We start from the raw sequence: 20,319 nt of genomic DNA, 5'->3' as shown, positions 1-20,319 counted from the left end.
AAGAAGAGATGCACACCTAGGCATCACGATCCGATGGGCCGCTGCGCCGGTGCCGGCGCGCGGGAACGCGACTGCCGTTGTTGATCTTCAAAGCCCGCGAGTTGATCTTGAAAGGGGGTTCGGATGCTGTCGATTTCCACGGGCTACTCGGTGAAGTACCTGACCGAGGAGGTCGCGAAGGGCCGGGAGAACTACTACACGGGCGCGGTCGCGGCGGGGGAGCCGCCGGGCCGCTGGTACGGCGGCGGCGCCGAGAAACTGGGCCTGACGGGGCTGGTCGACGAGCAGGACATGACTGCGGTCTACGAGTGTTTCGTCGACCCGCGGGACCCGGCGTTCAAGGATCCGGCGCGGTGGGGCGAGGCGTCCACTCTCGGGCACACCGGGCGGAAGTATCCAACGGAGGACGAGTTGTACGCCGCCGCGTTGGACGCCGAGCCGGGCGCGACGGCTGAACGCCGCGCCGAGCTTCGACTGGAGGCGGGAAAGCGGGCGCGGAAGAACGTGGCCTTTTTGGACGCCACGTTCAGCGTCCAGAAGTCCGTCACCGTGTTGCACGCGGCGTTCGAAGCCCAGCAGGTGAACGCACAGCGGACGGCTGGACGGATCTCGGACGCGCTCGCCGCCGCGACGGCAGCGGGCGCCAGCCCGGCCGAACTGGCCGAGCTGGCCCGCCAGCGCGACGACGCCGCCGCGGCGGCGGAGTCGTGGCGGGCGCACCGCGACGCGGTGGAGGACGCGATCTGGGCCGGGAACCGGGCGGCGCTGGACTACCTGGCCGAGCACGCCGGCTACTCGCGGGTGGGGCATCACGGCGGCGCTGCGGGCCGGTTCATCGACGCCCACGACCTGGTCGTGGCGTCGTTCTTCCAGCACGACTCGCGCAACCACGACCCGCAGCTGCACATCCACAACGCGATCCTCAACCGCGTCCAGGGCGCCGACGGGCAGTGGCGGACACTGGATTCCCGCGGGCTCCACAAGTTCCGCGGCGCGGCCGCCGCGGTGGGGGAGCGCACCACCGAGGAGCACCTGGCCCGTGCGCTGGGGGTGCGGTTCGCCACCCGCCCGGACGGCCGCTCGCGGGAGGTCGTGGGGATCGCGCAGCCGGTGATGGACCTGTTCAGCTCGCGGCGCCGCGCGATCACCCGCAAGACGGCGAAGCTGGTCGAGCAGTTCGAGGCCCGGTTCAACCGGGAGCCGACCTCGCTGGAACTGGACCGGCTGCAGCGGCAGGCCACCTTCGCCACCCGCAAGGCGAAGTCCCACGACGGGGAGACCGTCGAGGCCCGGTTGGAGCGCTGGGACCGCGAGCTGCGCGCGGAGGTCGCCGGCGGGCTCGCCGGCGTCGCCCGCGACGTGCTGAACCTCGCCCACGAGCCGCGCGCGGCTACGCCGTTTTCGCCGGAGGAGGTGCTCAAGACCGCGCTCGCGGACGTGCAGTCCACAAAGGCCGGGTGGACGGCACCGGACCTGACGCGCGCGATCTCCGATGCGTTGCCGGATCAGCTCGGCGATCTTGACGGGGCGCAGGTGGCGCGGCTGCTGGACACCCTCACCGCCGAGGGGTTGAAGCTGGCGACGCCGCTGGCGACCGACCGCCCCGGCACGGCGGTGCTGCCGGAGGCGTTGAAGCTGGCCAACGGCCAGTCCGCCTACGACGCCCCGGCCGGGCAGCTGTACGCGACACCGGAGCACGTGCACACCGAACGCGCGCTCGCGACGGCGACCGCCCGTCGCGGGGCTCCGGCCCTGGACGGCACCATGGCCGAGGAGTTCGTGGCCGCCTTGGCCGAGAACGGGGTGGAGCTGGGCGCGGACCAGGCCGCCGCGGTGCGCGGCGTGCTGTCCTCGGGTGCGGCGGTGGAGTCGCTGGTCGGCCCGGCGGGGACAGGGAAGTCCTTTGTGGTCGGCGCACTGGCGAAGGCGTGGCAGGACCCCGCCCTCTGGGGCGGCCAGGCCCGCAAGGTGGTCGGGCTGGCCTCCAGCCAGGTTGCCACCGACGTCCTCGCCGGCGAGGGCCTGACCGCGCGGAACATCGCGCGGTGGCTGAACGCTCAGGCCAAGCTCGCCGAGGGCTCGACGCACCCGGAACACGAGGCGTGGCGGCTCAACCCCGGCGACTTGGTGGTGGTGGACGAGTCGGCGATGGCCAACACCGCCGACCTGGCCAAGATCCACCACCACGTCCAGCAGGCCGGGGCGAAACTCCTGCTGACCGGAGACCACCGGCAGCTCGCCGCGGTCGGCGCCGGGGGCGGCATGGAACTGGTCGCCGATGCCGGCGCGACCTACGAGCTGACCGAGGTCCGCCGGTTCGCCGCCGAGTGGGAACGCGGCGCGTCGCTGCGGCTGCGCGACGGCGACGAGACTGTGCTCGCCGACTACCACAAGCACGGCCGGATCGTGGACGCCGGCACCCGCGAGCAGGCCGAAGCCGCCGCCGGGCGCGCGTGGCTGGCGGACACGCTCGCGGGGAAGCACTCGATCCTGATCGTGGACACCAACGAGCAGGCCGCGCAGCTGTGCGCGGAGCTGCGCAACGAGCTGGTCCGGCTCGGCCGGGTGGCCGAGACCGGGGTGCCGCTGGGCAAGCAGGGCACCTACGCCGGCGCCGGCGACCTGATCCAGGCCCGCCGCAACGGCTGGGACCTGGCCGGAGTCGAGGGCAACCGGGAGGTGCCGATCAACCGCAAGCAGTACCGCGTCCTGGACACCCGCGAGGACGGCGGACTGGTCGTCGCCCGCGTCCTGGGTCGCGAGGACGGCGTCGGCGAGGTGCTGGGGGAGCGGATCACCCTGCCCGGCAGCTACGTGGCCGAGCACGTCGCGCTCGGCTACGCCTCCACCGTCCACAGTGCCCAGGGGCTCACGGTGGACACCAGCCACGCCGTGGTGACCGAGTCGACCGGACAGGAAGCCCTCTATGTGGGGCTGACCCGCGGCCGGCGCGGCAACACCGCACACGTCACCACCGTCGCCGTCCCCGCCGACGCCCCTGACGGCGCGACACTGGAGGCGGTGCACCGGAGCCCGGCCGCGGTGTTGGCCGGGGCGTTCGAGGGGACCGGGCCGCAGCGTTCCGCGCTGGCGGAGGCGGTCGAGGCGGCCGCCGAGACCGCGGCGATCCGCACCCCGGCCGAACTGCTCGCGGACGCGACCGAGCTGGCCACCGCGGGCCGGACGGCGCGGTGGCTGGACGAGCTGGTGGAGCAGGGGAAGCTGAGCGAGAACCAGCGGGCCCGGATCGCCGCCGAGGACGGCGGCCCGACGCTGGCCCGCCTGCTGCGGCGGGCCGAGCTGGCCGGGCACGACCCACGCCAGGTCCTCGACGACGCGGTCACCGCGCGCAGCCTGTCCGGAGCGCGGCAGCTGACCAACGTGATCCACCACCGGATCACCGGCGCGGTCAGCCTCGACCCGGTCGGCGACTCCTACGCCGACTCGCTGCCCCAGGTCGAGGACCCGCAGTGGGCGGCCTATCTGCGGTCGCTGGCCGAGACCGCCGACGCCCGCCGCAACGAGCTGGGCGCCCAGCTGGCGGCGGAGCCGCCGCAGTGGGCGATCGAAGCGTTCGGCCCGGTCCCGGAGCGAGCCGACGAGCGGGACGCGTGGGTCGCGAAGGCGGGGACGGTCGCGGCGCACCGGGAGCTGACTGGGCACGACGACCCGGCCGCCGCGTTGGGCCCGGCGCCGAAGGCCGGGCAGGTCGAGGCGTACGCGTCGTGGCGCTCGGCCTGGCGCGCGCTGGGGCGCCCGGAGTCCGGGCGCGACGAGTTGGAGATGTCCGACGGGCAGCTGCTGGTCCGGATGCGGGCGTGGGAGCGGGAGAAGACGTGGGGTCCGAAGTTCGTCGCGAACGAACTCGCCGGCATCCACCAGGCTCTCGACGCCCGGCGACGGGACGCGGCGATGCGCCGCGCCGAAGCCGACGCCGCCGCCGACGAGGCGGAGCGGGACCGGCTGCTGCAGGAGGCCGCCGAGGCCGAGGCGCTGGCCGAGGTGCTCGCCCACCGGGCGGCCGAGCTGGAGAGCGCGGACGAGGCGCGGGCGTTGTGGTACGCCCACACCGCCGAAACCCGCGCCGCCGCCGACCGTGCCCGCGCCGAGATCGCCGCCCGCAACCTCGACACCGAGCCGGCGCCGACGGTGACGGCCGGGGAATGGCTCGACGCCCACAACGAGCACATGGCCGCCGAGGACGCGCACCGGGAGGTCACCGCCGAGCACGACCTGGCCGACGTGGTCGACGAGCGCGCCGGCGACCTCGCCGCCGTCAACGACGACGAGGACGCGGCCGCGGAGGCGGGGGTGGCCGAGACCGCGGTGGCCGACGTCCGCGACGTCGCCGACGCGGAAGCCCCGGTGACCGAGTCCGACGAGGTCCGGGTGGCCTCGGCGGACGAGACGGCCGAGTCGATCGAGCGGGCGCAGCGGGCGCTGCGCGAGATCGCCGCCCGGCAGGTAGTCGAGGAACGCCACGCCGCGGAGGAAGCGCAGGCCGCGGAGCTGCACCGTCGCAACATCAGCGACGCCGCCGCCGCGGCCGAGCTGGCCGACGACGACGGCGCGGTGTCCTCGCGATGAACCGGTGGTCAGCCCTGGACGTGGGCGGGAACGTCGATCGGCGGGGTCCCGCTGCGGCCGCGCGCCCACGCCAGGGTGGCCACGATCGCCGGCAGCCAACCGGGCCGCTCGGCCAGCCACGCCGGCACCGGCCGGCGCCACAGCAGCTTCTCCGCGGCCAGGAACTCCGCCTCGATGGTCTCGTCGTGCGCCACGCCGAAGCGGCGGGTGATGGGCGCGTCGGCGAGCCGCGGCGCCTGGCCGACCCGGCGGACGGTGGCACCGGCCAGCCAACGACACGTCTGCGCGACGCCGAAGAAAGTCCAGTTCGTCGGCTCGCGGTCGAGGGCCTGTTCGGCGGCGAGCCACAAACGCGCGAACTCGACCACCGGCACACGCACATTTCCGCGGGGAATGCGGTCGAAGTCGCGTCCGGTCAGCTCCATGCCCCCGATGGTGACACGGGGGACCGACAAAAGCTGCAGCCCGAACGGGCCAACCCGCCCAGGTCAGGTCACCGCCACTGACACCGCCCTCTGCGGGCGGAACAAGGTCCGCGCAAGCGCGGACGGTGTTTTTGCCGCTTCGCAGCCCGGCTTAGCACGGCCCCACCTCACGATCAAGGGGTCAGAAAACTTTTGGACCCACAAAAAGCGCGTGGCTCCAAAACTTTTCTGCCTTTTCCCTTGATCGCGAGCCTCCGGGGCCGCGCACGGCGCCGAGAAGAGCGACGGGTGAAGCCGTCGCCCGCCCTACGGGCAGCGAAGAAAAACCGGCCACCACACCAGGTCCACCGGCTTCGCGACCCGGCTACCGGCACCGACACCCCAGGGAGAAACCCGATGGTCCAGGCGAAGAAGACCCGCGAGCAGATCGCCGCCGAGGCGTGCGGGATGACGATCGAGCAGTTCCGGGCCGTGAAGGCCCAGACCACGGCCGCCAGGCAGCGCGGCAAGCGCCCGGCCGGGACCGCCGGCGCCGCGGCGAAGCTCGCCGGCTGGGGCGAGGTCGACGGCCAGGAGCAGCTGTTCGCGTGCGAGCCCGAGGGGAGCGGGGCGTGAGCAGCAACGACTCCGGCGCGTGGCACAGCCGCGTGCAAGCCGAACAGGAAGCGATCGACCGCGCCCGCCGCGAAGCCGCCGCCAAGGAGGGCAAGCGATGAGCCGGACCGCCACGCACCGCCCGGCCGCCCGCCGTCGCCGGTTCCGCCATGACGACCTGGTCGCGGTCGACCTGTTCTCGGGTTTCGGTGGCCTGACCCGGGGGATCGAGAAGGCCGGGTTCACCACGATCATGGCCGCCAACCACAACGCCTACAAGGTTGAGGTCCACGAGGCCAACCACCCCGAGGCCGAGCACTGGATCGCCGACCTGGTCGACCCGGACGCGTCCGACTACCACTCAGCTCGGGACCTGCCTGCCGCGGACCTGCTGTGCGCGGGAGTGTCCTGCGTCAACCACTCCCAGGCCAACACCCAGAAAGCCTACGAGCAGGGCCTGTCGCTGTTCGACCTCAACGACCCGGACTTCGACGCCCGCGTGACGCGCTCTGAGCGCGACCGCGCGACCGCCAACTGCGTGCTGCACTACGCCGCCCAGCACCACCCGCTGCTGATCCTCGTCGAGTGCACCACCGAGCTGACCTCGTGGGGTCCGGCGCTGCCCGGCCGGCCGAAGGTCGGCGACGGCACGACGTACTACTGGTGGATCGAGCGGTTCAGGATGCTCGGCTACCGACATCGCGTGCTCTACCTGAACTCGATGTTCTTCGGCGTGCCGCAGTCGCGGGACCGCCTCTACATCGCGTTCTGGGACAGGAAGCTCCCGACGCCCGACCTCGACCACCGGCCCGCGGCGTGGTGTCCGCGCTGCAACCGCACCGTCGAGGCCGTGTGGTCGTGGAAGACGGGAGTGCCGCCGACCGGGTCGGTCCGCTACGGCAAGCAGTACCACTACACCTGCCCGTCCTGCCGTCGCCCGGTCGTCCCGCCGATGACGCCGTCGCTGGCCGCGCTCGACCTGAGCAACCTCGGCACCCGCATCGGCGACAAGCCGATCAAAAAGCAGCGCGACGGCTCCGTCGGCCCGCTCGCCAAGGCGACGATGGAGCGCGCGGAGCGGTGCCGCCGCCGGTTCGCGGAGTTCCCCGCGGTGCTCATTCCGGCGAAGGCCGTGCACCCGCACAACGGCGACGGACAGCGCCTCAGCCGCTCGGTGGACACCGTGACCTCGACCCACGAGAAGGCGGTCATGCTCGCGGTCGCCAACTACCAGGGCGGCCCGCGCAGCGCCGGTGATCCGCTGCCGACCCAGGGTGGTTCGGAAACCCTCGGCATGCTGTCCGCCGGCGTGGTGCCGTTCCGGCGCAACACGGTCCCGACCGTGCACGCCGAAGCGATGCCGACCGTGACGTCCGACCAGATCCCGGGCCTGCTGACCGCCGCCGGGACGATCAACAACAACGGATCCATCGACCAGGCCAGGTACCGAGCCCACCCGGTCAGCGACCCGCTCGGCACTCTCGTGTCCACGTCGGCCAGCCAGGCGCTGCTGTTCTCCGGTTGGTTCAAGCAGAACGGCGGCAGCGGCAACGCGACCGCGCCGCACCCGCTGACCGACCCGCTCGGCACGCTCACCGCTCGCGACACCACCGGCGTCCTGGCCGCCGAGTGGCGGGCCGTGCTGGCCGAGATCGCGCTCGAGGACTGCTACTTCCGCATGCTCGCCGCCCACGAGATCGGCCGGGGCTGCGGCTTCGACGTCGATTTCCCCGACCACCGCGGCGACTTCGTCGTCTGGGGCTCGGCCCGCGACCAGGTCGACGGTTTCGGCAACGCCGTCTCGCCGTCGGTCGGCACCTGGATCGGCACCCGGCTGCGCGCCGTCCTGCACACCGCCGAAGCCATCGCCTGACCCCACTTCCCGGGCGGGACCGCACGCCGGCCCCGCCCGGGCCATCCATTCCCGCTGCTCAACCACCGACCACAAAGGACATAAGACATGGAACTCAATACGACCGCCCGCGAGCAGCTGCGTAGCTTCGGCGTCGCCCCGACCGAGTGGGCGCAGCGGCACTTCGGCACCGACGAGTGGCACGGCGACGCCTGTGGCTGCTCAGACGACCGCTGCATCGGCTACCACCACGACAACGTCGACGACTGCGGCTGCCTGACCGTCCTGCTCACCTCACGCCACGAGCCGCCGGTCGGCACCGGCGAGCAAGCGGGCCTCGCCGCCGCGGTCGCGCAGCAGGCCGAACCGCACACGCCCCGCCGGCCGTTCACGGCCAGTTTCGAGGGCTGGACCCCGGATCCCGACGACCTGGAGCAGTGGCCCAACTGCGTGCGCGTCGAGGTGGTTGAGGGCTACGACACGACGTTCAGCGGCGAGGTCGCCGAGGCCGACTACCGCTATGCGGACGACGACGAAGTCCGACACCTGGTCGAGATCGACACGAACTACAAGCCGAGCCGCGACGGCAACCCCGTCCGGCTGGGCCGCCCGGAGGCTGCCGCCCTTGCGGCCGCGGTGCTGGAAGCGATCGGCGACACGTTCACCAGCCGTCACCTGGGCAGCCTCCGCCGCGACGAAGCGGTCGACCTGATGTTCGCCTTGGAATCCGTGGCCACCACCCTGCAGCGGGTGCGCTTCGCCGCCCTGGCGGACCTGTCCGAAGAACTCGACGAGGAACACGGCGCCGGCGACACCGACCCCGCCGACAGCCAGGCGAGCGGGACACCGGTGTCGAAGCCGATCCCGGCCCTCGCCCAGGCCACCGCGGAAGACGCGGACGTCGCGGCGGACTCGCCGCGACCGGCGGCGGTACCCGCCGCGGACGCCGACGCGGTGGCGGGCACGCTGGAGCAGCAGTTCGCCGACGCCCCTCGGCGTGGTGTTCGGCACGGACTTGCACGCGATCGCGACCTCCGACGCCTACGGCGCGCTGAAGTACAAGGTGCTGCGTCGCTGCGAGCACAGCGGCGAAACCCCGCGGCAGGTGCTGGACGCCGTCAGCGCCAGCGACCGCGCGTTCGTCGCCCGGGCCAACGACCCGGCTGCGTTCCTGGCCTCCCGTATCGAGGACGAGCGGTGAGCGCGCCGGGCGGGCCCTGCAGGCGGTGCCGCCGGCCGTTGGCCGGCCAGCGCGACACGGTCGTCCCGCCGGGCATGGTGCGGCACTGCGGCCGCGGGCTGTGCACCGGATGCCACAGCTACGTCTTGCGGCACGGGGATCTCGCCGACTACGAGCGCACCACCCGGTCCCTGGACGACACCATCGCCGACTACCGCGTACTGCGCCAGCGCGGCCTCGACCACGCCGAGATCGCCCACCAGCTCGGCGTGAAACCCGCGAGCCTGCAACGCCAGCTCGAACGCGCCCGAGCCCGCGCCCGCACGAACACCCGTGACCGCTCGACCAGCGAGGAGTACGTCCTATGAGGATCCGCCTGGAAGGCACCGAGCACGAGATCACCGCCACGATCGCCCGGCTGGCGACGGTGCTGACGATCGAGGACGCCAGCGACTTCTACCCCAACCGCCGCCGCGGCGCCAAGTACCTGCCGCCCACCGCGGACGTCCCGGCCCAGGGGCGGGTCTACCTCATCGTCACCGCGCCGGCGCCGTCCGGCCCGGTGCGGGCCGAGGCCGAGCGGACCGACCAGGCACGCCGGCTGCCGCCGGCGAACCGGAAGGAGATCCGGTGATGCTGTCGCTGCCGCCCGCCTTGACCGCCGAGCACGAGGTGCAGGAGTCGGGGAACCTGTTCGAGAGCGCGTTCGCGGTGCTCGACACGACCGGCACCTATCGGTACCTGCTGACCCGCGCGTGGGCGCCGGGCCCGCTGGTGATGTTCGTGATGCTGAACCCGTCGACCGCCGACGCGACGGCCGACGACCCGACGATGCGCCGCGTGACGCGCTTCGCCCGCAGCTGGGGATTCGGAAGCCTCGCGGTGGTCAACCTGTTCGCGCTGCGCGCCACCGACCCGGCCGCCCTGGAAACCCACCCGGACCCGGTCGGACCCGCCACCGACGCGTTCCTCGCCGCGACCGCGCGGCAGGCGGACCGGTGCGTCGCCGCGTGGGGCGCCCACCCCGCGGCGGCCCGCCGGGCCCCGACGGTGACGCAGATGCTCCGCAGGTCCGCGACCCGGCAGTACCGGCCGGGCCTGGCCTGCCTGGGCCTGACCAAGGGCGGCCAACCGCGGCACCCGCTGTACCTGCCCGCGACCACCACGCTGACCAGCTACGAAGAGAACCAAACCCCGGGGGAGAGCTGATAACCGAGACATACGTGGGGCTGGTGGCAAGTGCCGGCGCATCTGCTGACGAAGACCGCGTTGGCCGAGCTGGAGTTTCCCCGCAGCTGCGACGGCCGCACATCGGACGTGTTTGTGGACGCGACGGACTGGCGAGGCCGCTGGGAGACCTTCGCGCTGTTCGACGTGCGCGCGTGGCCGCCGAGCCCGGCCAGCGCGGCTCAGCTGGACGCCCCGCGCCGGCGCGGGGCAAGTCGCGGGTGTGCCAGGACTGCGGCGCCCACTGCCAACAGCCGTCGACTTCATTACAGGATGCGTAACAGCTGTGTCAAGACTGGCGGGCCCCAATTGAAAGTCATATGGTGCCCCACCGTTCGCAGGAAGGGCTCCACTAATGGTCCGCCCACTGCGCAAAGCACGTGACGCATGCCTCACGACTCGTGTTCTATCTCGGCTAGGAAACGGCCAGATAACGGTGGCCTGACCTGCGTAAACGGTAGTATCGAAGCGAGTTGTGTGCCGTTACTGTGACGTAGGTCACTATGCGAATAATTTCCGATCACGGCTCTCGTTACGTACCGTCGCTTCTCGTCAGTCGGAACCGATCTCGGGTCCGGTTGCCCGAGGTTCTCCTTTGTGGAAGTTCGAACTACGGGAGATCTCTACCCCCTGGCGGGCAGCTCGGCTGTACCGCGCGGATGGTCGAAGGCGCTGTCCGGGAAAGGTGAGATCCTCTCATGTTCGACCAGCACGATGAAGGGGACGATGCTCCCAAGCCGGAGCCGACCCACGGGGCCGATGTGTCTCGGTGGTCGATGTCGGCCCAGGACTTCGAGACGCCCCGGGGCGAGGAACGCCGGGCCGGTAAGGCCCGGCGTGTTATCACCTTCGCGCAGGTCGTGGTCGCCGTCGTACAGGCGGTGGACGCGGTGATCAGGCTCTTCAGCTGATCTCAGGCCGGCCCGGATCCTTCTCATCCGGGTCGGCCTGCCAGGTCGTCGCCGTACGAGGCTTCAGTCGCTGCTTGCGTCTCGAGCGTTACCAAGTTGGATGCGCTAGGGACGGCCGCTATGACAGCACATATTTCTGTCAATCTGAAGTGAATCCCGCCAAATTCCCAGGAATTAACACCCCGACGAGTGGCATCGTAGCAGGTCAGAGGGCGTGTGGTTGATCTACTGTGCGTAGGGTCACGGGAAGATAAACGGCCTGACTTCGTCGCGAGGCGCGGCACGGTACATCGACCAGCGAGGTCAAATCAATGCCTATCGCAGACTTGTCCGGGTTGCCTCTTGTCTTCGGTGGCGCACTGGTGCGCCCGCACGGCACGGGCAGAAGGCGGCCACGGCGGCTTCCGGGCATGCAGGGCCTTCTGGGGGGTGCGGGGGTCGCGGCAACGGTCCTCTATGGCGCACTCAGCTCCTGCTATGAGGCTCTCTGGGGCTGCTCGCCTCGCTTGGCCCCGAGCTGTCGCCGCCTGTGGTCAGAGTCATCTTGTCGCAATCGAACATGTGTTCTATATTCGGCTTGGCATCGGGCAGGTAGGGGAAGTACCTGCCCGATGCCTCGCATGAGGAGCACGCCATGGTCACCAAGTACGAGCGGCAGTTGGAACGCGCCGAAGAAGCCAAACGGATGCGCAAACACGCCGACGAGGTACACGCCGTCGGCTCGAGGCTGCCGTTCTGCCGACTCGACGCCACCGGCGACGAGATCGTGATCCGCGACCTCGACGGCCCGCCGCTCGTGACCTTCCACGGCATGTACGCGGCGGAGATGGCCCGTTGGTTCGAGCTGATCGGCCACCGCACCGCCGGCATGGCGCTCGCCGAGCTGATCCGCGCCTGCGCCAGCAGCGCCGAGCACGTCCCGGGCCGTGAGGCGGCGCTGCGGCTGCTTCAGGAGATGAAGCTCGAACCGAAGCCGACCCGCTACCGTCGCAGGTGAACCACACCCATGGACAAGCCCGACCTCACTGGCGCGACAACCTACGTCGCTACTGGCCAGCCCAACGCCGTCGACCGCTGGCACGTCCTGCCGGACATGACCGTGATCTACGAACGCCGTCCCGGCGAGTTCGAGGAAGCTCGCGTCCTCACCGCGAGCACGCTTCGCGATCGCCCAGCCTGGGTCGAGGTGGCGACGGAGTAGCGGCGGCGATCGTGGTCCACATGCCGGTCCACGAACTGCTGCTCAGTGGTGCCGATCATGCCCAGTCCGCTGCAACTCGCGCACAGCAATGCCAAGGTCACCGACTATCCGCAGGTCAACGCTAGAACTACGGATCAGAAGGTCAGGGGTTCGAATCCCTTCGGGCGCACGTCTGGTTGAGACAGCAAGAAGACCCCCTCGCGAGAGGGGGTCTTCTTCTTTTTCCCGCCGGCTTGCTTGACCTTGACACTGTGACAAGGTCTTCACTGCGGGGAGGAGGTGGTCACCGTGAACTCGACCCAGACCGCACTCGACGCCCTGAGCGCGCCCAGCTCGTCGGTCCGGCTGCAGGCGGCCTTGGCCGTCGGGTCGCAAGCCGATCCCGGCACCGCCGACGTGCTCGTGGCCCGGTGCGCCGTCGAGCCGGACTTCTTCGTCCGGGACATGCTCACCTGGGCCCTGACCCGCCTTCCGGCCGACGTCACCGTTCCGAAGCTGCTCGCCGAACTGCGATCCGGGCGCGCGCAGGCTCGGAGCCAGGCGCTGCACACGCTGTCCAAAATCGGTGATGCCGCCGCGTGGCCCGCGATCACGCGGTCGCTGCTGCACGACCCCGACGACGAAGTCGCCCGAAGTGCGTGGCGTGCCGCTGTCGTCCTCGTGCCCGCCGGGGAGCGGGAACGGCTCGCCGCCGACCTCGCCGAGCAGCTCGGCCGCGGGGACCGGAGTGTGCGGCTGAGCCTCAGCCGGGCGCTCGTCGCGCTCGGGGACGTCGTCGAACCGGCCCTGCGGACCGCGCTGGCCAGTCGCGACCCGGCGGTGCAGGCGCACGCCCGGGCGACGGAACGGCTGCTCCGCGACCCGGACGCCGCGTTCGACGAGGCGCAGCGGATCGTCGCGCTCGGGCCGGAACGCGCGTGCTGATCGGGGAGGTGGCCCGCCGGTCCGGGGTGAGCACGCGGATGCTCCGGCATTACGACTCCCTCGGGCTGGTGCGGCCCACCGGCCGGACCGTCGGCGGCTACCGCGAGTACTCCGAAGCCGACATCCGCCGGATCTTCCACGTGGAGGGCCTGCGGTCGCTGGGCATGTCGCTGCGGCAGATCGGGCGCGCGCTCGCGGATCCCGTCTTCACACCGTCCACTTTGGTCGGTGACCTCATCCGGCGGACCGAAGACCGGCTGAAGCGGGAACAGGAGCTGCTCGAGCGGCTCCGGACGATCGACGCGTCGGCGCCCTACGGCTGGGACGGCGTCCTGCGCGTCGTCGAGCTCCTGCGCGGGCTGGACTCGGCCAGTCCGTCCCGGCGGCAGCAGGCGATCCTCGCGCCGGCCGAGGACGTGCCGCTGCCCACCGAACTGCTGGCCAGGGCGGTCCTCGCCGAAGCGAACCCGAACGTCGCCGGCGCCCTGCGGTGGGCGCTCGCGCGGGCGGGCGGTGACGGCCTGGCGAGCGTGGCGGCCGGCCTGCGGTCCGACGACGTCGCGGTACGGCGGCGGGCGGTGCTGGCGGTCGCCGAGCTGCCCGGCGACGAGGCGACCGGCGTCCTCACGGCCGCACTCGCCGACGCGGACCCGGACGTGCGACGGCACGCGGCGCTGGCGTCGGGCCGGCGTGGCGCGACCGCCGCGGTCCCGGCGCTCGTCGGCATGGTGGTCGAGGGCACGAGCGACGTCGAGGCGTCCGAAGTGCTCGCGACGCTGTCTTCGGCCGCAGGCTGCGCCGACCGCGTCCTGGACGCGCTGGCCGGTGAGCTCGCCGCGCATCCCGCGGACGCCGCGGTGCGGATCCGGCTGGCCCAGGCCCTCGCCGAGCTGCCGGGCACGGTCGCCGGGGAGCCGCTGCGGCAGCTGGCCCGCGACGAAGACCGGGCGGTCGCCCTCATCGCGTCGGCTCTGGCGGAAGTCGTGGAAGCGCGCTGACGCCGGCTGCTCAACGTAACTGGACTAGACCAGTCAGGCGGTGTCGCCTTGGCCAGTCAGCCTCCCTCCGGTACGGTCCGTAGTTGTTCTTCCCTAATTGGTCTGGACCACGTACCGTCTTCGCAAACGGCGCAAAACACCGTCCTGGTCCCCCTCCGGTGTCCGCCGTCCCGTACCTGGCTCAAGGGAGAGCGATGTCCAGAAAGAGATGGCACCTCCTCGGCTTGTTCACCGCGGTCGGCGCGCTCGCGGTCGGCCTCGCCACCGTGCCGGCCCATGCCGCCGGTGGCGTCAGTGCCAGCTTCACGAAGGGCTCCGACTGGGGCACCGGCTACGAAGGCAAGTACACGATCGCCAACGGTTCCGGCTCGACGCTGGCCGCGTGGACGGTCGAGTTCGACCTCCCGTCCGGCGCGAAGATCGCGTCCCTCTGGGACGGCAGCTACACCGCGTCCGGCCAGCACGTCACCGTCAAGAACACCTGGAACGGCAACGTCGGCAACGGAAGCAGCGCCAGCTTCGGCTTCAACGTCGCCTACTCCGGCACCTACGCGGCGCCGTCGAACTGCAAGCTGAACGGCGGTTCGTGCGACGCCGGCGGCGGCACCCCGACCACCACGCCGACGACCCCGACGCAGCCGACCACCAACCCCACCACCCCGACCACGCCCACGACCCCGCCGACCACCACGACGCCGCCGCAGCAGGGTGGCCTGAAGAACGTCGGCTACTTCGTGCAGTGGGGCGTCTACGGCCGCAACTACCACGTCAAGAACGTCGAGACGTCGGGCTCGGCGAGCAAGCTGACCCACATCAACTACGCGTTCGGCAACGTCAAGAACGGCCAGTGCTCGGCGAACGACGACCCGTACGCCGACTACCAGAAGACCTACGACGCGGCGGGCAGCGTCGACGGCGTCGCCGACACGTGGGACCAGCCGGTGGCCGGCAACTTCAACCAGCTGCGCAAGCTGAAGAAGCTGCACCCCGGGCTCAAGGTGATCTGGTCGTTCGGCGGCTGGACCTACTCGGGCGGCTTCGGCCAGGCGTCGCAGAACGCCGCCGCGTTCGCGCAGTCCTGCTACAACCTGCTGAAGGACCCGCGCTGGGCGGACATCTGGGACGGCATCGACATCGACTGGGAGTACCCCAACGCGTGCGGCCTTTCCTGTGACACCAGCGGTGCCGCGGCCTACAAGAACCTGCTGTCCGCGCTGCGGGCGAAGTTCGGTTCGTCGTTCCTCATCACGTCGGCCATCTCGGCGGACGGCAGCAACGGCGGCAAGCTCGACGTCGCCGACTACGCCGGTGCGGCGCCGTACGTCGACTGGTTCAACGTCATGACCTACGACTACTTCGGCGCCTGGGCGGCGCAGGGCCCGACGGCTCCGCACTCCCCGCTGACGTCCTACTCCGGCATCCCGACCGCCGGCTTCTACTCCGACGCGGCGATCCAGAAGCTCAAGAGCAAGGGCGTCCCGTCGAGCAAGCTGTTGCTCGGCATCGGCTTCTACGGCCGCGGCTGGACCGGAGTCACGCAGGACGCGCCGGGCGGCTCGGCGACCGGCGCCGCGCCGGGCACGTACGAGGCGGGCATCGAGGACTACAAGGTCCTGAAGAACACCTGCCCGTCGACCGGCACGATCGCCGGCACCGCGTACGCGAAGTGCGGCAGCAACTGGTGGAGCTACGACACCCCGGCCACCATCGGCGGGAAGATGTCCTACGCCAAGCAGCAGGGTCTCGGCGGCGCCTTCTTCTGGGAGCTGACCGGCGACACCACCAACGGTGAGCTCATCACCGCGATGAAGAACGGCCTGTCATGAGGCGCCGGTGGTTGCCCGCATTCGGGCTGGCGGCCGCGGCCGCGACGATCGGTGCCATGGTCGTGATCGCGCCGGCGAACGCGGCGGGCGGCGTCTCGGCGACGTTCACCAAGGGCTCCGACTGGGGCACCGGGTACGAGGGCAAGTACACGATCGCCAACGGCTCGGGCTCGGCGCTCCCGTCCTGGACCGTCGAGTTCGACCTGCCCTCCGGCGCGAAGATCTCGTCGCTGTGGGACGGCAGCTACACGGCGTCCGGCCAGCACGTCACGGTGAAGAACACGTGGAACGGCAACGTCGCCAACGGTTCTTCGGCGAGTTTCGGTTTCAACGTGACGTACTCGGGTTCGTACGCGGCGCCGTCGAACTGCAAGCTGAACGGGGGTTCCTGCGACGCCGGGGGCACACCGCCGACGTCCACTACGCCGCCTACGACGACGACCCCACCGACCACGCCGCTGCCACCACCGGGTGGCCGCGGCGCGCCGTACCTGTACATGGGCTGGGGCAGCCCGCCGAACCCGCAGACGGTGATGAACGCGACCGGGATCAAGTGGTTCACGATGGCGTTCGTCAACGCCTCGGGCGGCTGCAACCCGGCGTGGGACAGCAGCCGTCCGCTGACGGGCAGCGCGGACGCGAACGCGATCGCGCAGATCAAGGCGGCGGGCGGCCAGGTGGTCCCGTCGTTCGGCGGCTGGAGCGGTACCAAGCTCGGCCCGAACTGCTCGACCCCGGCCGCGCTGGCCGGGGCGTACCAGCAGGTGATCAACGCGTACGGGCTCAAGGCGATCGACATCGACATCGAGAACTCCGACGAGTTCGAGAACGAGGCCGTGCAGGACCGGATCCTGAACGCGCTGAAGATCGTCAAGCAGAACAACCCGGGCGTGCAGACGATCCTGACGTTCGGCACGTCGACGACCGGCCCGAACTACTACGGCAACCGGCTCATCGACCAGTCGAAGGCGCTGGGCGCCGGGGTGGACGTGTACACGATCATGCCGTTCGACTTCGGCGGCGGCGCGAACATGTACAACAGCACGGTGAGCGCGGCGAACGGGCTGCGCGACAAGCTGAAGTCGACGTTCGGCTGGAGCGACGCCACGGCGTACGCGCACCTGGGTATTTCGGGCATGAACGGCCTGTCCGACCAGCAGGAGCTGACGGACGTCTCGACGTGGACCCAGATCACGAACTGGGCCAAGTCGAACAAGATCGCCCGGCTGGCGTTCTGGTCGGTCAACCGCGACCGCGGCTGCCCGGGCGGCGGAGTGCAGTCGGCGTGCAGCGGAATCGCCCAGAACGACTGGGACTTCACGAAGGTCACGGCGGGTTTCTGACGCTGTCGTGAGAGGAGGCCTCCTTGCCGGCTCCCCGGGCCGGCAAGGGGGCCTTTCTTTGCCGGGCACTCAGCGGTCCATCCGCTCAATGTCCCACGAAGAAGTGCCAGCCCACCCACCACCAGGCCAGCACGAACGCGATCCGCGCGCTGCGCCGGCGCATCACCACCGCCAGCACGCTCGTCAGCTTCGGGACCCGCTTCGGTGCCACGTGGCTCGCCACCCCCAGCCCGATCGCCGCCAGGACGATCAGGGCGAAGCCCAGCTCGGTGATCACCCGCGTGCTCACGACCGCCTCGCCGTCGCCGCCGCGCGCAGCATCGCCAGGCCCGCCGCCAGCCAGCCCGTGATCGCCAGCGCCTGGACAATCCGGCTCTTCAGCAGCGGGTCCACCAGGTCGCTCATCGTCGGGTGGGTCAGCGACAGCCCGCCCGCCGCCTGCTCGTACACGAACGACAGCAGCTCCCAGCCGCACCAGGACAGCGCCACCGCCGACCACAGCCACGCCCGGGGCGGCACCGGGCGGTCGGCCGGCAGGGACGGGTCGCGCCACTCCGCGAACAGCGCCACCAGGCCGATCGCCGAGATCGCGACCGCCACGGGGACGCTGTCGCGGCCGAACGCCAGCACCAGCAGACCCGCCGCGACCACCGCGAACCCCGGGACCCGGAACGGCTCCGCGAGTTCGGCCTCGACGTCCGCCCGCGGGCGCTCGGTGACCAAAAGCAGCAGCGTGACCGCCAGGAAGATCAGCGCGTCCGCGGGCGCGCCGCGGATCCAGTGCGCGATCGCCGCGAGGGTGAGCGCGACGACCGGGAAGTCGACGTAGTGCGACTGACTGCGGAAGCCGAGAGCCATGGGGTAGCTCCTTCGCGACAGGTCCTTGTCATTGCTAACAAAAAACGTCGCGCCCGGCCAGCGGATTCCGCCCTCAGAGCGTCTTGACGGCGTCTCCGATCGCCTCGTCGAGGATCGACAGGCCGAGCGACAGCTCGTCCTCGGTCGCCGTCAGCGGCGGCGCGATCCGGAACACTCCACCCATTCCGGGCAGCTGCACGATGTTCATGTGCAGCCCCAGTTCGAGGCAGCGCCGCGTCACGCGCGCGCCCAGCTCGTCCGAACTGCGCTTGGTTTCGCGGTCCACCACCAGCTCCAGCCCGGCCAGCAGGCCGCGGCCGCGGATGTCGCCGACGACCTCGTGCCGGTAGGAGATCCGCTCGAGACCGTGCCGCAGCAGCGAGCCGAGCCGCAGCGCGCGCTCGTCGAGGCGGTCGCGGATCAGCACGTCGAGCACCGTGTTGCCGACCGCGGCCGGCAGCGGGTCCGCGACGTGCGTGGTGAAGAACAGGAACCCGCGCTCGTGCGCCTCCTGCTCGATTTCGGCGCTCGTCAGCACCGCCGCCAGCGGCAGTCCGGCGCCGAGCGTCTTCGACAGCGTCAGGATGTCCGGGACGACGCCGTCGCGCTCGAACGCGTACCAGTTCCCGGTGCGGCAGAGCCCGGTCTGGGCCTCGTCGAGGATCAGCAGCATGCCGCGCTCCCGGCACTTCTCCCGCAGGGCCGCGAAATAGCCGGGTGGCGGCTCGATGATGCCGCCGGAGCTGAGGATCGGCTCGACGAGGCACGCGGCCAGGCTGCCGACCGACTGCGCGTCGATCAGGTCGAAGCCGAAGTCGAGCTGCTTGCGCCAGTCGAGGCGGCCGTCGGCGTCGGTGAAGTCCGGCCGGTACGCGTTGGGCGCCGGGATGGCGAAGTTGCCCGGCGCGGCCGGCCCGTAGCCCTTGCGGCCCGCGCTGTAGGTCGCGCTCGCCGCGGCCTGCGTCATGCCGTGCCACGACCGGGCGAACGAGACGATCTCGTGCTTGCCGGTGACGAGTTTCGCCATCCGGATGGCCGCCTCGTTCGACTCGGCGCCGGTGGTCAGCAGCAGTGCCTTCTCCAGCGGCGCCGGCAGCGTCTCGGCGAGGCGCCGCGCCAGGTCGACGACCGGGCGGCTCAGCATGCCGCTGAACAGGTGGTCCAGCTTCGCGGCCTGCCGCGCGACGGTCTCGACGATCTCCGGGTGCGAGTGCCCGAGGATCGCGCTCATCTGGCCGGAGGTGAAGTCGAGGATCCGGCGGCCGTCTTCGGTGACGACGAAGCTGCCTTCGGCGTGGTCGATGATTTCGCGCGTGAAGGCGCCGCCGTAGCGCACGAGGTGCTTGTCGGCGTCGGTCCAGAACGCTTCCGCGGTGGTTTCGGAGGTCGGAGCAGCCATGGCTTCGACGGTAAGGCCGCGTCGAGCGACACGTCCATCTCACGATTCCGGCTTTCTTGTTCGGCTTTCCCGTACAAGAATGCGGGCATGCTGAACCCGTGGCGCCTGCGGCTGCTGAGCCGGCTCGACACGCTGGGCACGGTCCGCGCGGTGGCGCAGGACGCGAACCTGAGCGCGTCGAGCGTGTCGCAGCAGCTGGCCGTGCTCGAAGCGGAAACCCGCACCCAGCTGCTGGAACGCACCGGCCGCCGCGTCCGGCTGACCCCGGCCGGGCTGATGCTGGCGCGGCGCGCGCGGGCGATCCTCGACCACATGGACACGGTCGAGGCGGAGCTGCGCGGCCTCGGCGACGAACCGGCCGGCCTGGTCCGGCTCGGCGCGTTCCAGAGCGCGATCCACACGATGGCGGTCCCGGCGGTGACGCGGCTGGCGAGCGCGTACCCGCGGCTGGACGTCGAGCTGCTGGAGCTGGAGCCGCACGCGAGCATCCCGGCCCTGCGCGGCGGCGACGCGGACGTGATCATCACGACGACCGACTTCGTCGAGCTCCCGCTGGGCCCGGACCTGGACATCGTCCCGCTGGCGAAGGACCCGATCGTCCTGGTCTCGGCGGCCGACGCCCCGCGCGGCCCGGCGGTGCTGTCGGCCTACGCGGACGAGCCGTGGGCGCTGGACATGCCGCAGTCGTACATGGCGAACCTGACGCTGAGGCTGTGCCGCGAGTCGGGCTTCGAGCCGCGGGTGGTGTGCCGGTTCAGCAATTACCTGATGACCCTGCAGCACGTGGAGGCGGGGCTGTCGATCGCGCTGCTGCCGGGCCTGGCGGTGGACCGGCGTTACCGGGTGACGACCCGCGAGCTGGCCACCCCCGTGACGCGCACGATCGCGGCGGTGGTCCGCCGCGGAACACCGCTACGCGCGGGGGTGAACGCGGTCCTCGACGCTCTTCGGCGGCCGCCCGATCTTCCGGCCCTCACCGAGTGGAGGCCGTAAC

General features: G+C 71.2%; 18 protein-coding genes. 14 read left to right on the top strand and 4 right to left on the bottom strand.

Annotated elements, in window-relative coordinates; translation table 11 throughout:
* Nucleotides 1-123 precede the first annotated feature (123 nt).
* Nucleotides 124-4,587, top strand: coding sequence for a MobF family relaxase (gene mobF / locus BT341_RS04630; protein ID WP_072475076.1), 4,464 nt, complete (start codon nucleotides 124-126; stop codon nucleotides 4,585-4,587).
* A gap of 8 nt (nucleotides 4,588-4,595) precedes the next feature.
* Here the strand turns inward: mobF and BT341_RS04625 are convergent, their stop codons facing one another.
* Nucleotides 4,596-5,012, bottom strand: a complete 417-nt coding sequence (locus tag BT341_RS04625) for a hypothetical protein (protein ID WP_143168480.1) — start codon at nucleotides 5,010-5,012, stop codon at nucleotides 4,596-4,598.
* 396 nt (nucleotides 5,013-5,408) lie between these two features.
* Between BT341_RS04625 and BT341_RS04620 the strand changes: the two genes are divergently transcribed.
* The 12 genes from BT341_RS04620 (at nucleotide 5,409) to BT341_RS04565 (ending at nucleotide 17,068) form a co-directional block, all read left to right on the top strand.
* Nucleotides 5,409-5,627 (top strand): hypothetical protein, encoded by a 219-nt coding sequence (locus BT341_RS04620; RefSeq protein ID WP_072475074.1) that lies wholly within the window; start codon nucleotides 5,409-5,411, stop codon nucleotides 5,625-5,627.
* Between the two features lie 97 nt (nucleotides 5,628-5,724).
* On the top strand, nucleotides 5,725-7,479 hold the full coding sequence (locus BT341_RS04615; protein ID WP_072475073.1) for a DNA cytosine methyltransferase: 1,755 nt from the start codon (nucleotides 5,725-5,727) through the stop codon (nucleotides 7,477-7,479).
* 87 nt (nucleotides 7,480-7,566) lie between these two features.
* Nucleotides 7,567-9,006: a sigma-70 RNA polymerase sigma factor region 4 domain-containing protein gene (locus BT341_RS04610; RefSeq protein WP_072475072.1), complete on the top strand. Its 1,440-nt coding sequence runs from the start codon at nucleotides 7,567-7,569 to the stop codon at nucleotides 9,004-9,006.
* On the top strand, nucleotides 9,003-9,272 hold the full coding sequence (locus BT341_RS04605; protein ID WP_072475071.1) for a hypothetical protein: 270 nt from the start codon (nucleotides 9,003-9,005) through the stop codon (nucleotides 9,270-9,272). The genes BT341_RS04610 and BT341_RS04605 overlap by 4 nt, the downstream gene beginning before the upstream one ends.
* Entirely contained in the window at nucleotides 9,272-9,847 is a 576-nt protein-coding gene (locus tag BT341_RS04600; RefSeq protein ID WP_084742756.1) for a DUF1643 domain-containing protein, read from the top strand. The genes BT341_RS04605 and BT341_RS04600 overlap by 1 nt, the downstream gene beginning before the upstream one ends.
* A gap of 716 nt (nucleotides 9,848-10,563) precedes the next feature.
* On the top strand, nucleotides 10,564-10,776 hold the full coding sequence (locus BT341_RS04595; protein WP_072475070.1) for a hypothetical protein: 213 nt from the start codon (nucleotides 10,564-10,566) through the stop codon (nucleotides 10,774-10,776).
* A gap of 634 nt (nucleotides 10,777-11,410) precedes the next feature.
* On the top strand, nucleotides 11,411-11,773 hold the full coding sequence (locus BT341_RS04590; protein ID WP_072475069.1) for a hypothetical protein: 363 nt from the start codon (nucleotides 11,411-11,413) through the stop codon (nucleotides 11,771-11,773).
* A gap of 9 nt (nucleotides 11,774-11,782) precedes the next feature.
* Nucleotides 11,783-11,977 (top strand): hypothetical protein, encoded by a 195-nt coding sequence (locus BT341_RS04585; RefSeq protein WP_072475068.1) that lies wholly within the window; start codon nucleotides 11,783-11,785, stop codon nucleotides 11,975-11,977.
* A 279-nt stretch (nucleotides 11,978-12,256) separates the two neighbouring features.
* The gene (locus BT341_RS04580; protein WP_072475067.1) at nucleotides 12,257-12,901 is read left to right on the top strand and encodes a HEAT repeat domain-containing protein; all 645 of its coding nucleotides are present in this window, start codon (nucleotides 12,257-12,259) and stop codon (nucleotides 12,899-12,901) included.
* On the top strand, nucleotides 12,895-13,899 hold the full coding sequence (locus tag BT341_RS04575) for a MerR family transcriptional regulator (RefSeq protein ID WP_072475066.1): 1,005 nt from the start codon (nucleotides 12,895-12,897) through the stop codon (nucleotides 13,897-13,899). The genes BT341_RS04580 and BT341_RS04575 overlap by 7 nt, the downstream gene beginning before the upstream one ends.
* A gap of 194 nt (nucleotides 13,900-14,093) precedes the next feature.
* Nucleotides 14,094-15,725 (top strand): glycosyl hydrolase family 18 protein, encoded by a 1,632-nt coding sequence (locus BT341_RS04570; protein WP_072475065.1) that lies wholly within the window; start codon nucleotides 14,094-14,096, stop codon nucleotides 15,723-15,725.
* Nucleotides 15,722-17,068 carry a cellulose binding domain-containing protein gene (locus BT341_RS04565; RefSeq protein WP_072475064.1) on the top strand — a complete coding sequence of 449 codons (1,347 nt, stop codon included), beginning with the start codon at nucleotides 15,722-15,724 and terminating at the stop codon, nucleotides 17,066-17,068. The genes BT341_RS04570 and BT341_RS04565 overlap by 4 nt, the downstream gene beginning before the upstream one ends.
* An 85-nt stretch (nucleotides 17,069-17,153) precedes the next feature.
* On the opposite strand, the gene BT341_RS04560 is transcribed toward BT341_RS04565, so the two are convergent.
* The 3 genes from BT341_RS04560 to BT341_RS04550 all read right to left on the bottom strand — a co-directional run bounded on the left by BT341_RS04560 (nucleotide 17,154) and on the right by BT341_RS04550 (nucleotide 19,325).
* Nucleotides 17,154-17,357, bottom strand: a complete 204-nt coding sequence (locus tag BT341_RS04560; RefSeq protein WP_072475063.1) for a DUF6186 family protein — start codon at nucleotides 17,355-17,357, stop codon at nucleotides 17,154-17,156.
* Nucleotides 17,354-17,926 (bottom strand): hypothetical protein, encoded by a 573-nt coding sequence (locus tag BT341_RS04555; RefSeq protein ID WP_072475062.1) that lies wholly within the window; start codon nucleotides 17,924-17,926, stop codon nucleotides 17,354-17,356. The genes BT341_RS04560 and BT341_RS04555 overlap by 4 nt, the downstream gene beginning before the upstream one ends.
* 73 nt (nucleotides 17,927-17,999) lie before the next feature.
* On the bottom strand, nucleotides 18,000-19,325 hold the full coding sequence (locus BT341_RS04550) for an aspartate aminotransferase family protein (protein ID WP_072475061.1): 1,326 nt from the start codon (nucleotides 19,323-19,325) through the stop codon (nucleotides 18,000-18,002).
* An 87-nt stretch (nucleotides 19,326-19,412) separates the two neighbouring features.
* On the opposite strand from BT341_RS04550, the gene BT341_RS04545 reads away from it, so the two are divergent.
* Nucleotides 19,413-20,318 (top strand): LysR family transcriptional regulator, encoded by a 906-nt coding sequence (locus BT341_RS04545; protein ID WP_072475060.1) that lies wholly within the window; start codon nucleotides 19,413-19,415, stop codon nucleotides 20,316-20,318.
* The last annotated feature ends 1 nt before the right edge of the window (nucleotide 20,319 follow it).

The organism is Amycolatopsis australiensis, assembly GCF_900119165.1.
Taxonomy (GTDB): Bacteria; Actinomycetota; Actinomycetes; order Mycobacteriales; family Pseudonocardiaceae; genus Amycolatopsis; species Amycolatopsis australiensis.
Note: the sequence above shows the minus strand (reverse complement) of the source record. Positions and strands in the feature narration are given on the sequence as shown.

Bases quoted from the DNA above. Each gene is read 5' to 3' on its own strand.
- mobF (WP_072475076.1), top strand. From the start codon at position 124: ATGCTGTCGATTTCCACGGGCTACTCGGTGAAGTACCTGACCGAGGAG.
- BT341_RS04625 (WP_143168480.1), bottom strand. From the start codon at position 5,012: ATGGAGCTGACCGGACGCGACTTCGACCGCATTCCCCGCGGAAATGTG.
- BT341_RS04620 (WP_072475074.1), top strand. From the start codon at position 5,409: ATGGTCCAGGCGAAGAAGACCCGCGAGCAGATCGCCGCCGAGGCGTGC.
- BT341_RS04615 (WP_072475073.1), top strand. From the start codon at position 5,725: ATGAGCCGGACCGCCACGCACCGCCCGGCCGCCCGCCGTCGCCGGTTC.
- BT341_RS04610 (WP_072475072.1), top strand. From the start codon at position 7,567: ATGGAACTCAATACGACCGCCCGCGAGCAGCTGCGTAGCTTCGGCGTC.
- BT341_RS04605 (WP_072475071.1), top strand. From the start codon at position 9,003: ATGAGGATCCGCCTGGAAGGCACCGAGCACGAGATCACCGCCACGATC.
- BT341_RS04600 (WP_084742756.1), top strand. From the start codon at position 9,272: ATGCTGTCGCTGCCGCCCGCCTTGACCGCCGAGCACGAGGTGCAGGAG.
- BT341_RS04595 (WP_072475070.1), top strand. From the start codon at position 10,564: ATGTTCGACCAGCACGATGAAGGGGACGATGCTCCCAAGCCGGAGCCG.
- BT341_RS04590 (WP_072475069.1), top strand. From the start codon at position 11,411: ATGGTCACCAAGTACGAGCGGCAGTTGGAACGCGCCGAAGAAGCCAAA.
- BT341_RS04585 (WP_072475068.1), top strand. From the start codon at position 11,783: ATGGACAAGCCCGACCTCACTGGCGCGACAACCTACGTCGCTACTGGC.
- BT341_RS04570 (WP_072475065.1), top strand. From the start codon at position 14,094: ATGTCCAGAAAGAGATGGCACCTCCTCGGCTTGTTCACCGCGGTCGGC.
- BT341_RS04565 (WP_072475064.1), top strand. From the start codon at position 15,722: ATGAGGCGCCGGTGGTTGCCCGCATTCGGGCTGGCGGCCGCGGCCGCG.
- BT341_RS04555 (WP_072475062.1), bottom strand. From the start codon at position 17,926: ATGGCTCTCGGCTTCCGCAGTCAGTCGCACTACGTCGACTTCCCGGTC.
- BT341_RS04550 (WP_072475061.1), bottom strand. From the start codon at position 19,325: ATGGCTGCTCCGACCTCCGAAACCACCGCGGAAGCGTTCTGGACCGAC.
- BT341_RS04545 (WP_072475060.1), top strand. From the start codon at position 19,413: ATGCTGAACCCGTGGCGCCTGCGGCTGCTGAGCCGGCTCGACACGCTG.